The 11,990-nt window shown below is 74.7% G+C and carries 9 protein-coding genes; 3 read left to right on the plus strand and 6 right to left on the minus strand.

Annotated elements, in window-relative coordinates:
• Positions 1-51 precede the first annotated feature (51 nt).
• The 4 genes from GTY84_RS02310 to GTY84_RS02325 all read right to left on the minus strand — a co-directional run bounded on the left by GTY84_RS02310 (position 52) and on the right by GTY84_RS02325 (position 6,112).
• The gene (locus GTY84_RS02310) at positions 52-1,461 is read right to left on the minus strand and encodes a hypothetical protein (protein ID WP_161224310.1); all 1,410 of its coding nucleotides are present in this window, start codon (positions 1,459-1,461) and stop codon (positions 52-54) included.
• Positions 1,458-2,969, minus strand: a complete 1,512-nt coding sequence (pelF, locus tag GTY84_RS02315) for a GT4 family glycosyltransferase PelF (protein WP_161224311.1) — start codon at positions 2,967-2,969, stop codon at positions 1,458-1,460. The genes GTY84_RS02310 and pelF overlap by 4 nt, the downstream gene beginning before the upstream one ends.
• Positions 2,970-3,012: 43 nt before the next feature.
• A complete protein-coding gene (locus GTY84_RS02320; protein ID WP_161224312.1) occupies positions 3,013-5,151 on the minus strand; it encodes a hypothetical protein in 2,139 nt (712 codons plus the stop codon).
• 433 nt (positions 5,152-5,584) lie between these two features.
• On the minus strand, positions 5,585-6,112 hold the full coding sequence (locus GTY84_RS02325; protein WP_161224313.1) for a hypothetical protein: 528 nt from the start codon (positions 6,110-6,112) through the stop codon (positions 5,585-5,587).
• A 593-nt stretch (positions 6,113-6,705) separates the two neighbouring features.
• Here GTY84_RS02325 and GTY84_RS02330 point away from each other — a divergent pair.
• Positions 6,706-7,137 (plus strand): hypothetical protein, encoded by a 432-nt coding sequence (locus GTY84_RS02330; protein ID WP_202548982.1) that lies wholly within the window; start codon positions 6,706-6,708, stop codon positions 7,135-7,137.
• Positions 7,138-7,254: 117 nt separating this feature from the next.
• Here the strand turns inward: GTY84_RS02330 and GTY84_RS02335 are convergent, their stop codons facing one another.
• Entirely contained in the window at positions 7,255-9,066 is a 1,812-nt protein-coding gene (locus tag GTY84_RS02335) for a glycoside hydrolase family 35 protein (protein WP_161224314.1), read from the minus strand.
• Positions 9,067-9,358: 292 nt separating this feature from the next.
• Here GTY84_RS02335 and GTY84_RS02340 point away from each other — a divergent pair, with 292 nt between their 5' ends.
• Positions 9,359-10,411 (plus strand): LacI family DNA-binding transcriptional regulator, encoded by a 1,053-nt coding sequence (locus tag GTY84_RS02340; protein ID WP_161224469.1) that lies wholly within the window; start codon positions 9,359-9,361, stop codon positions 10,409-10,411.
• Between the two features lie 210 nt (positions 10,412-10,621).
• Here GTY84_RS02340 and GTY84_RS02345 read toward each other — a convergent pair whose 3' ends face one another.
• Positions 10,622-11,374: a hypothetical protein gene (locus tag GTY84_RS02345; protein WP_161224315.1), complete on the minus strand. Its 753-nt coding sequence runs from the start codon at positions 11,372-11,374 to the stop codon at positions 10,622-10,624.
• Positions 11,375-11,543: 169 nt separating this feature from the next.
• Here GTY84_RS02345 and GTY84_RS02350 point away from each other — a divergent pair, with 169 nt between their 5' ends.
• Complete coding sequence (locus tag GTY84_RS02350) at positions 11,544-11,987, plus strand: DUF3093 domain-containing protein (RefSeq protein WP_161224316.1); 444 nt, start codon at positions 11,544-11,546, stop codon at positions 11,985-11,987.
• The last annotated feature ends 3 nt before the right edge of the window (positions 11,988-11,990 follow it).

The raw sequence follows: 11,990 nt of genomic DNA on the forward strand, positions 1-11,990 counted from the left end.
GCGGCGCGGGGCGCCGGCTCGGCGGGATGGGGCGCGCGGGGGCGCCCGGGATCAGGCATGGGCGGCCGGCCGCCCTAGGGTCCGCACGGCGAGCGCCGTCAGGCAGAGCGCCGCCGCGCCGCAGCACAGCGCCAGGACGGTGGCCGCCCCGGAAGCGGGGCCCGACAGCACCCCCGCGGCCGCGCCCGCCGCGGCGGCGAGGCACAGCGCGGCCGGGGGCCAGGCCGTGCCGAACGCCTGGAGCAGCAGTGACACCCACAGGGCCGCCGCCAGCAGGGCCAGGGTGGTGGGATCGGCGTCGACCAGCAGCGCCACCGGGACCAGCGGCCCGGCGTACACCAGCAGACAGCCGGTGAGGACGGCGGCGGAGCGCAGCCGGAAGCCGGCCGGGGTGGCGGTGGCGCGCAGCGCGGCCACGGACAGTCCCCGGTAGCGGTACAGCAGCCACTCGGCCGGGCCCATGCTCACGGTCAGCACGATCACCGCCCACGGGAACTGCCGGCCCATCAGGAAGACCAGCGAACCGGCCGCCAGCCCGAACAGCCCGTACGGCAGCGACTGGAGCAGCCTCGGCCGGGCGGCGTCCGGGACCGGCGGTTCGGCCAGCACGGTGCGCAGCGCCCAGCCGGCCGCGGCCAGGGCGCCGAGCAGCGAGAGCAACGGCAGCCCCGCGCGCAGCGCCGTCCCCGGCTCCCACCAGGGCAGCGTCGCGGCGCCGGCGGTCACCGGGGCCAGCGCGGCCAGCAGCAGCCGTTCCCGGCCCAGCACCAGCAGCACCCCGGCCGCCGCGAGGTACCCGGACTGGACCGCCACGACCAGGGCGGCGGTACCGGACCCGGCCAGCGGGACACCGGCGGCGACGGCCGCCGCTGCGCCGAGCGGCGCCCCCTTGAGCAGGGTGCGGCCCGCCTCCCGGCGGCCGGCCGCCATCCGCAGATACGCCCGGTGGCCCAGGGCCTGGTTCCAGGCCCAGGACACCAGTCCTGCCGTCACCAGCGCCGTCACCACTCCGGCGGACGGCAGCAGCCGTCCGGCCAGCGCGTAGGCGAGACCGGGCAGCGCGAACAGGGCGCCGCGCAGCGCGCAGCGCGCGTGGTCGGGCCGCCAGGGGTCGGCCGGGAGCGGCGGTTCCGGGAACCGGCGGGGTATGCGCGTGTACAGCGCCTCCGCCAGCGAGAAGAGATCGCGGTGCCCGTACCGTTCCCGGATCACCTCCCCGGTGAGCCCCTCGGATTCCAGCAGGGCGGCCACCTCGTAGGCGTGGACGGCGGGGGCGATGCGGTCGGCCAGGTCGGCGGCCAGCCGGTCCACCGCCTCGCGCCGCACCGCCTCGCCGGGCCGGACCAGTGCCAGGGTGTGCTGGTCCGGCAGGTGCAGGGTGAGGGTGCGCTGGTCGGCGAGCCGCAGTGCAAGGGTGTCCTGCTCCGCGCCGCCGGGTTCCAGCGGCATGGGGCCGCTCATCCGGTCGCACTCCTCACCGAGGAGGCGAACTCCCGCGTCACGATGGCCGCTCCGGTCGTCGGTGCGCCGAACGCGGACAGTTCCAGATAGATCGAGCGGAAGGTGTCGATGGTCTGCCGGAGGGTGAACTGCTCGATCACCCGCAGTCGGGCGCCCTCGCCCATGGCGCGGCGCCGCACGGAATCGCCGAGCAGCTCCAGCGCCGCCGAGGCCATGGCGGCCGGGTCGCGGGGCGGGACCACCAGCCCGGTGTCGCCCACCGCCTCCCGGACGCCGCCGACGTCCGTTGACACCGTTGCCCTGCCGCACGACATGGCCTCGATCAGGGTGAACGGGAAGCCCTCGCTGATGCTGGAGAGCATCACGACGTTGCCGGCCGCGTAGGCGTCCTTGATGTCGTCGACCCGGCCCTCGAAGGTGACCGCGTCGCCGTGCCCGAGCTGCTCCGCCAGCGCCTCGCAGCGCTCCCGGTAGGCCTCGCCGCCGCGCGGGGTTCCGCCGAACAACCGCAGTCGTACATCGGGGAGTTGGGACCGCACCTGGGCGAAGGCGCGGATCAGGGTCTCCAGGTCCTTGATGGGGTCGACCCGCCCGGCCCAGCTCAGCACCGGCCGCTCCGGTTCCGGTCCGGCGGGCGGGAAGGCGGCGGGGTCCACCCCGTTGTAGACGGTCCGGATGGCGTCCGGGGCGGCGCCGCCCCGCTCCTCCCAGAGCCGGTTGTAGCGGTTGCCGGGGGTGATCAGGGCCGCCCGTCGGTAGGTCTCCTCGGCCAGCAGCCGGAAGAAGCCCAGCACCAGTGCCTTCACCGGCCAGCGGTAGGGGGCGGTGCGATAGCCCAGATAGCGTTCGCGCAGGTAGACGCCGTGCTCGGTGAGCAGCAGCGGCACACCGTGCCGTTCCAGCGCGGCCAGCCCGGGCAGCACGGCCACACCGCCGCTGACCGCGTGCGCCACCCCGTGCTCGGGTGGCGGCGCGGCCAGCGGACGCAGCGCGTGTTCCAGGAGCGCGGTCGCGGTGACCGCGTCGTGCAGGGTGGGGCGGGCCTCCCGCACGGCCAGCCCCGGCCGGTTCCAGACGGAGGTGAGGACGCCGATCGCCCGGTCGCCGCGGAGGAACGGGCTGAGCCCGCCCTCCGCGGCGGCGTCCGCGAGCCGGTACAGCGCGGGGCCGAACCCGGACTCGGCCCGCGGGTCCAGCAGTGACATCACGAACTGCTCGTAGGCGGCGGCCAGTTGGTTGCCCGCCCGGCCGCGCGGGGCCCGGCCCTGCGGCGCGGGCCCCCACATGGGTACGGACACGACCCGGGAGACGTGGGCTGGCGTGTTCCAGACGACCGGCTCACGGCCGGTGCCGGTGACGGCGATGACGTCGAACCCGATGTCCGGCATGCCGGTCACGAGCTGGTCGCACCAGACGCTCACACCGCCGTGGCTGTGCGGGTAGGTGCCTTCGGTGAGGAGGGTGACGCGCGGCGCGCCGGGGCGCCGCGCGCCGTGGGAAACGTGCATGGATGTGCTCCACGGCCGGGTGTGGGGTGATCGGTTCCGCGACTCAGCGCTGAGCGCCGTACGGCACCTGTTCGGTCACGCCTGCCGGGACGCGCGTGCGGGGAGCCGCGGGCGTCGGGGCGGCCGTGCCGCCGGGGGCGGCGAGTGCGGAGGGACCGGCGGCGGACGTCGGCAGGGTCAGGGAGAGGGTGCCGCCCGCCGGGGAGGTCCAGCCCGAGAGGGTGCCCGCGTAGGCGGAGCCGAAGCCTGAACCGCCGTTGACGGTACCGGTGGGCATGGTGGCCGGGACCGCGGTGCCCGCGGGGGCCTGCACCGTCACGGCGTCACCGATGCGGTACGCGGTGACCTGGCCGGAGTCGACGGCCGTCTTCCAGGTGGAGCGGCGCTTCAGCTCGACGCCGATGTCCTTCATCCGCAGGTTGACCACGGGGGTGTTGGCCGCGAAGAGGCTGTCGTAGCCGCCCAGGACACCGTCGAGGACCGGGTAGGCGATGCGCTCCTCGGCCAGGTTCGACTGGTGGATGAAGTGCGGCTTGGGGTCGTTGGCGAGCACGTGCCCGAGCGCGATCCGGGTCTCCAGCGGCACGATGTAGTCAGCGTACCCGGTGGCGGTGTTCAGCGGCGCGGAGAGGCAGGTGGAGGTGGCGGGGTTGTCCTCGCAGATCCCGCTGCCGCCCTGGGCGCGGCTGGTGTAGATCCAGTTGTACTCGTCGACCTGCTCGGCGGCCTTGCCCGCGTTGTAGAAGACGTTCATCGGGTAGCGGGAGACGGTGGTGGCGGAGCCGACCGTCCGCTGCTCGGGGTCGCGGGAGTTGTCCGAGCCGAGCCAGGCGATGCCGTGGTCGGTGAGGGCCGGGCCGAGGTTGGGGTTGTCCACCGGCTGCTGCGGGAACAGCTTCAGCCCCGAGTGCTCACCGGTGACCAGCTCGTCGTTCTGCAGGGGGAGCTGGGCCGTCTGGCCCCAGGTCCGGTTGAGGGCGATCTCGTCGGAGATCGCGGAGCGGCTGACCCACTGGGTGGCGCCGTTCCGGTCGGTGACGCACTTCCACGGCACCACGCTGATGTCCTGGAGACAGCCGAGGAAGGCGTGCGTGTAGGTGTGGTTGATCCACCGGAAGGCGTTCCGGTCGGTGATCAGCTTGTCCGCGAGCGGGTCGGCGCCGTTGTTGTCCTCGCGGTGGTCGACGCTGCCGGAGGCGTTGTACGCCAGGTCCAGGGTGATGCCGCGGCTGCTCTGCCAGGCGGCGGCGTAGTCGACGTCGGCCGGGAGCATGCGGATCGGGTTGGGTGTGCCGCCCTCGCCGGGCTGGCAGTCCACGTCACCGGGCGTGCAGTTCAGCTCGGTGTCCCAGCGGTCGTCCGCGGCGAAGACGTCGTCCACGTGGACCGCGAAGTAGTTGCGGCCGGCGCCCAGGTGCACCCCGCCGGTCATCCACTCCACGATGCCGCGGGCCAGCAGCCGGAACTGCTGCTGGTACTGGTTGTAGACGAAGGTGACGACCAGCTCGCGGCGTCCGTCGTGCCGGTACTCGCCCACCAGCGAGCCCTTGGTGGAGCGGCCCGGGATCGTCGCCTGGACGTAGGGGGTGAAGTCGGCGCCCGGCGCCGGCGTCGACAGGTAGGCGTAGGACTCGCCCACGGTGGGGGAGTTGTCCTCGAAGGGCACGCCGCCGTCGAGGTAGCCGAAGGGCCCGGCCAGACCGGCGGAGGTCACCTCGGCGCGGGTGCCGTCGAGGCTGCCGGCGTAGCCGGTGCCGACCGCGTACTGGAGTCCGACCTCGGGGCGGGCGTAGGTGTAGGCATCCACCTGCGGAATGTCGTAGGTCCGCTCGTAGGTCGCCAGCGCGGCCATCTCGGCGGAGCCGGCGGGGAACGGGTTGTCGCTCGGCAGGACCACGGCCTGGAACTTGGCGCGGGGGCGGCCGTCCACGGTGTCCGCGAGGAAGCCCGCGTTGATCACGGGTCTGGTGGCGCTCTGTAAGTCGATCTTCGTGTAGGGCGTTCCGGCGGTCGCCAGCTCGGCGGCTATGGCATCGGTGGACGGCCCGCCGTCGCTCACCACCAGCACGCGCAGGTCGACGCGCGGAGCGGCGGTGTCGGCGTGGGCCGCACCGGCCGGCAGTCCGACCGAGGCGAGGAGCGCCCCCACTGCCAGTGCCGTCGTGCGTATGGTCCGCTTCATTCGGTGAAATCCCCTCCCAAGGGCAGGGGTGGAGCTCGTAGGGAGCTTCCCACCCCATGGCTCACGCCGCCGCCCCCCTAGACGCCGGTCGTCGCCTCATCCATCGGGTCACATAGTGAGGTCTGTGTGGAGCTTTTGTGTCTCTGCTGCGGAACTTGACGGAAAAGCGTATGTGTCCAGTGCTTCGGGAAACGCGCTGTTCCGGACGTGCGGGGCGGCTCGTCCCCGCCGGACCGCTCCGTCCGGTATGCCGCTGCGCTGCGGAGCTGCGGCGATGCCCGCGCCGGAAAGAGTGCGATCCACGCCGCCGCGGCCGGGGGAACCATGCGCGGAAAGCCGTTCGGCCCGATGTCGAGATCAAGTCACGGCCGGCCGCCCGGAAGCACGCCGAAGGCCGGCCCCCCAGGGGGGACCGGCCGTGAGGAGGGGGCGCTCAGGCGCAGAGGATCCGGGTCTCGGGGGTGTACACGGGACCGCTGCTGACGCTGCTGCTGTCGCTGAACTCGGCGTAGTAGTACGAGTAGAAGCCGATGTTGCCGTTGCAGCCGGAGTCGGCGGCGACCGAGAGGGTCAGGGTGACCGTGCGGCTCTGGCCGGGCGGCACGGTGGTGCCGTAGTTCTGGCCGAGGTTGGCCGGGCCGGTACCGGTGCAGGGGACCGGACCGGTGGCCGTGGCGAGGCTACAGCCGGTGAAGCTGTACTTCAGGTCGGGCCGCATGGTGGTGAGGTACGTCGGGTCGATCGTCTGGTAGACGAACCAGACGTCGTAGGTGTTGTGGTTGGTGAGCGTCATCGACAGGTTCACCGTGCCGCCGGGCGTGGTGGTGGCCGTGTCGGTGCTGAAGGTCAGCTCGGCCGACGGAGCGGCGGCGGCGCTCGCGGAGGGCGCCATGCCGAACAGGGCGAGGGCGAGGGCAATGATCGTGGCGAGACCGAAGTGCCTCGTTCGAGAGGATCGCATGGCCCGGGAGACTAAGCACGGCCCCGAGGCACCGTCTGCACCCCGGGTCACGCCGGAAGCACGAGTCGGCCGGAAAGTGTGCGTCCCGTGAAGGACTCGTGAGGGTGTCGCAACGTCGCGGGATGGAGGACGTCGCCGCACCTGAACGCGGAAGTGCCCCGCGCTCCTGCCGGCGACAAGGGCGCGTCAGCGGGCCGGTTGAGCCGTCGCACGGCAATGGCGGATTCCGCGTCGGTGCCGACGGCGGTGGACGGACGCGGAACCCGGGCCACCGCGGCCCGGAGCGGGTCCGTGCGCGACGCGTACGCGCCGGTGCCGTCCGGGGGCGCACGACGGGCCGGCCGCCCGGCCCGAGGGCGCGCCGGGGACTCCGCCACGCGCGGCCGGGCCGCGGAGGCGGGCGGAACGGGCGGTGGGGAGGCGGCGGTTGAAGGACGATCATGAGGGGAGGCATACCGGAGGATGATGCGGGGAAGTGTCGGAGTGCCCCGCTGTCGGCGGGGTGCCGCACAATGCGGATAGCGAGATCAACACCGGCCGAACCGGGTACGCGGGTCTCGATCGAGTCCCTGCCCAGGAGAGGTCACCCCCCGATGCCGCTCATCGCCGTCCGCGCCGAGGCACCCATACCGGCCCGCGCCCCGTCCTCCGCCCGCACCCGCCGGGCCGTCCCGCCCGCGCCGTCCACCGCCGACGCCGACGTCCTGCGGATCGTCTCCGACTCCCGCACCCCGGTCTTCGTCACCGAACACCCCGACGGGCGGCGCAGATACCGCTACTGGCGCCCGCTGGACTCCGTGACCGGCAAGGGCGGCTGCTATGTGGCGCTGCCCACCGAGACCTGCGAACTCCTGCGCGCCGAGGGCCGAATCGCCCTGGGCGAGCCGATCGTCGATCCGACGCGTACCACCTACCGGGTGCGCTCCGCCCGCACCCCGGTGGGACCCACCCGCACCCCGGCCCGGACCGTCCGCACCCCCGCCGAACCCGTGCGGTCCCTGCCGCCGCGGGTGCGCGCCGCCTGAGCCGGCCGGGTCACGGGGCGCCCGCGTGCCCACCGGGGCCGCCTCGGCCGACGGTATCGACGGCCAACTGAGCCGCGGAGCAGGGGAGTCGCGTGCGCGAGAAGCCGGGGAGCGGGGTCAGAAGGTCTCCACGTACTCCTCGGCGGGCCCCAGTTCGGGCCGGTCGCGCAGCTCGACATGGTCCCCGGAGCGGTGCAGTTCCAGGACGGTGAGCAGATTGTCCCCCGTCCGCAGCAGCGGCGCCGGGACGTACAGGGTGCGTTGCGGGCCGATCTCCCAATAGCGCCCGAGGAGGGTGCCGTTGACCCAGACGAACCCCTTGGTGAAGCCCGGCAGGGCGAGGAAGGTGTCGGCGGTCCCGGCGAGGGTGAACCGCGCCGTCGAGAACCCGCCGGTGCCGCCCCCGCCCGGCGCCGCCGCCACCGCGCGCTCCAGGTCGTCCGGGGTCCAGAGGTCCAGCGGCAGACCGCGCGCGGTCCAGCCGTGCACCAGGCGCCGCCCGACCGCCACGCCGCCGAGGATGCCCTTGTGCGCGCCGAGCAGCGGACCGTAGTTCACCCGGCCCTGGTTCTCCACCAGCAGCTCCAGACGGACCCGTTCACCCCGGCCGGTCACCTCCAGCGAGCCGTCCTCCCGGTCGAGGACACCGAGCGGGGCACCGTCCAGGAAGACCTGGGCACGGTCGTGCAGGCCGGTGACGGTGAGCGGGTGGGCGCCGTCCGGCAGCAGCGGTCCGGCGCGGTAGAGCACCAGCCCCGACGCCTGGTCCAGTTCCTCGAAGCTCGGCGGATGGGGCGACGACACCGGCTCGGACACCGTCCGCAGCCCCTCCAGCAGCCCCGCGCCCGCGACGACGGGGACGGAACGGGGCGCCAGCGGCACGGGATCGGGAGGCGGTTGCCGCGGCGGCGCGCCGGTCACCGGGCGCAGCAGCTCACGGAAGGCGTGGAACTTCGGGGTGAGCGCGCCGTGTTCGGACACCGGGGCGTCCGAGTCGTAGCTGGTGACCGTCGGCTGGAGGCGCTCGCCGTCGTGGTTGGCGCCCGCCCACAGACCGAAGTTGGAGCCGCCGTGCGCCATGTAGAGGCTGACCGAGCCGTCGGCACCGAGGATGCCGGAGAGCGTGTCCGCCGCGCTCTCCGCCGAACGGACGTGGTGCTTCTCGCCCCAGTGGTCGAACCAGCCGTTCCAGAACTCGGCGCAGAGGAAGGGCTCGTCCCGGCGGCGCGACCGCAGCAGCGCGGCGGCCTCCCCTGCGTGCGAGCCGAAGGTGGCCGTCGCCAGGTGGCCGGGCAGAGCGCCGCCGTCCTGCATCAGCTCCGTCGGCCCGTCGGCCGTGTACAGCAGCTCGGTGATGCCGCGCCCGACGAGGGCGTCCCGCACCCAGCGGAGGTACTCCCGGTCGTCGCCGTAGCTGCCGTACTCGTTCTCGATCTGCACGGCGACCACCGGTCCGCCCCGCGAGAACTGCAACGCGGCCAGGCGCGGCACGAGTTCGTCGAACCACCGCCCGACCTCGTCCAGGTACGGCCGGTGGGAGCAGCGCGGCCGCATGCCGGGCCGACCGGTCAGCCAGACCGGCAGCCCGCCGTTGTCCCACTCGGCGCAGATGTACGGGCCCGGCCGGACGATCACGTCGAGGCCGATCTCCTGCGCGGTCCGGACGAACCGCTCCACGTCCTGCCACCCGGTGAAGCGGTACCGGCCCGGCCGGGGCTCGTGGAAGTTCCACGGGACATAGGTGTCCACCGTGTTGAGGCCCAGGGCCGCGATCCGGCGCAGCCGGTCCGCCCACTGGCCGGGATGGACGCGGAAGTAGTGCAGGGAGCCGGAGAGCACGCGGTGCGGACGCCCCGCGCGCAGCAGCCGTCCCCCGGGGTGGGTGAGGACCGGCGCATGATCGGGTGCGCTCGGTGTGATCGATACCATCCGGTCCTCCCTCGGACATCGGACCGCCTCGCCCCGAAACACCAGGCTGTTCCCAGCTCGGTGCGGGCGGCCCCGGCCGGAACTATGGCAGATGCTGTTATCGATGCCAATGGCGCCTCGACGGCCGTACACTGCGGGCCATGGGCGGCGGTGCCCGCTCCGCGCACACCGCCCGCTCCGCGTACGCACCGCCCCCGGGAGGGACACGATGGCTTCGACGACGCCCGGGACCGCCGGGGGCCCGGCGGAGGGACGGACCGCGCCGGAGGGCGGTGCCGCCCGGCCCCCGGGCATGACCGACGTCGCCCGGCTCGCCGGGGTGTCGGCGCAGACCGTCTCCCGGACGCTGGCGGGCCACCCCCACGTCCGCCCGGAGACCCGGGCCAGGGTCCTCGCCGCCGTCGGGCAGCTCGGCTACCGCAGGAACAACGCGGCGCGCGCCCTCTCCTCGGGCCGCAGCCGCACCATCGGCGTGGTCACCCTGCGGACCACCTTCGCCTCCCGGGCCGGCCTCGCCCTCGGCGTCGAGACGGCGGCCCGTGCGGCGGGCTACGCCGTCTCCGGCGCCACCACCGCATCGCCGGACGCGGCGGCCGTGACGGAGGCCCTGACCCGGCTGGTCGACCAGGGCGTCGAGGGCGTCGTCCTCTGCGTCCCGCTGGTGCGGGCCTCCCCGGCACTCGAACGCCTCACCCGCGCCGTGCCGACGGTCACCGTCGACGGGGCGCGGACGGCGGCCGCCGAGGTCGTCGCCGTCGACCAGGCGCTGGTGGCCCGGCTGGCGACACGGCACCTGACCGACCTGGGGCACGAGAGCGTCTGGCACGTCGCCGGACCGGGGGAGTGNCTCGACGCCTCCGCCCGCCGCACGGCCTGGCAGGACGCGCTGCGGGAGCGGGGCCTGACCGCGCCGCCGGTGCTGGAGGGCGACTGGACACCGGAGTCCGGCTATCGCAACGGGCTGGTCCTCGGCCGGATCCCCGAGGCGACCGCGGTCTTCGCGGCGAGCGACGAGATGGCCTTCGGGGTGATCCGCGCCCTGCGCGAACTCGGCAGGCGGGTGCCGGAGGACGTCTCCGTCGTGGGTGTGGACGACATCGCCCTGGCCGCCTACTGCGCGCCCGGCCTCACCACCGTCGCCCAGCCGTTCACCGCGGTCGGGGCGCTGGCCGTGGCGCGGCTGCTGCGCCGCGTCGGGGGCGCGGCGGAGGCCGCCGCCCCCGCCCGACCCGAACCGGTGCTGGTGGTGCGCGCCAGCACGGCACCGGCGGCCCGGCCCGTCGCGCGGACGGCCCGCCGGGGCGGCCCGGGCGACGGCGCGCCGGGCGGCGGGCCGGGCGACTGACCGGCCGGATGCAGGGGGCGGCCGGGAGGGCCGAGGGCCCCGCGCCGCAGCGGCGTGCCCGCACGCGCGGCCACGGCCGAGGCGGGAACCGGACGCGGGGTCACGGGGGACGTGCCCGGTCCCGCGCGGGCCGGTGTGCGGACGCCCGGCCGGACGGTCCGGGGGAGCGGCCCGGAGGGGCGGCCCGGGGGAGACACCGGGATCCCCCGGTCACGCCATGCCGTCCCGCAGCGCCGGCTCCGGTCCCATGACGACCACCGGCCGCTCCGCCGGGTCCAGCGCGAGCAGCAGTGCCCGCATGTGCTCCTCGCTCAGGGAGACGCAGGCGTTGGTGGGCCCGCCGTGGTCCACATGGAGCCACACCCCGCCGCCCAGTTCGTCACCCAGCGGCCGGGTGGGGTCCAGCGGGGTCGTGCCCGGGACCCGGTTGTAGTCGATGGCGATCACGAAGTCGAACGAGCCCTCCAGCGGCTCGCCGAGATGGCCGTCACCCTCGACCGTGAACGCCGGGTCCTCGTCGTACGGCAGCCGCGTCCCCGGGTCGGGCAGCCTGCCCCCGGCGTCCGACAGTCCGAAGACGCCGACGGGGGTGCGCAGATCGCCCTCGTGGTGGTCGTCGGTCCAGCCGCGCAGCCCGTTGTGCGTCGGCCAGGGTCCGGCCGCGGCGCTCCAGCCCCGTACGGGGTCGCGCTCGTACAGCACCGCCCGCCCCCGGGACGCGTCCTCCGTCGCCGCCCGGACCATCAGCACCTGCCGGGTGGCGGCCGGGATCCGCGCCAGCATCCCGGGACCGAGCCCGGGGAGGGGGCGGAAGACGACGGCCGGGGGACCGGGATGGGCCGCCGCCGTCCGCTGCCGCGCGGGCGGCGGACCCTCCCGCGACGGCGGGGCGCAGCCGCCTCCCAGCACACCGGCGCACACGACGGCACCGACGACGAGCACCAGTGCTCTCCTGACGGGCATACCGACCTCCGACTCCGTACGTGGACACCTCATTGGTTGACCACATACACGAGCGGGTGCCCCGCCTCCTCCCGCTGTCCCCCGTTCGGCGCAGCCCGGACGGGGCGGAGGGCGGCACCGTAGCCGGGGCGGTGCGCACCGGGCCGGGCGGAGCTGACAGGCTGGCGGCATGCGTCTGTACGAAGAACGACTCGGCGTGCCGAGGACGTGGCACTGGCTCGCCGCCCTTCCGGCCGTGATGACCGGCCTCGTCCTGCTGCCCCTCGGCCCGGTGGCGGCGGGAGCCGGACTCGCCGCCGCGGCGGCCCTGGCGGCCCTCGGCCTGTACGCCTACGGGGCGGTCGGCATCGTGGTGACGGGCGGTCACCTCACGGCGGGCACCCACCGCTTCCCGCTCGCCTCCCTCGGCCTGGCGGAGATCCTGGACGCCGAGGAGGCGTTCCTGTGGCGCACCCGGAGGGCCGACGGACGGGCGGCGATGCTGCTGCGCGGCTACGTCCCCACGGCGCTGCGCATCGAGCTGAACCACCCCGGCCATCCGGCGCCCTACCTCTATCTGTCGACCCGTCAGCCGACCACGCTGCTCGCCGTGTTGGCGTTCGCCCGGCGCTGAGCG

The sequence above is a fragment of the Streptomyces sp. SID8352 genome, from assembly GCF_009862265.1.
Classification (GTDB): Bacteria; Actinomycetota; Actinomycetes; order Streptomycetales; family Streptomycetaceae; genus Streptomyces.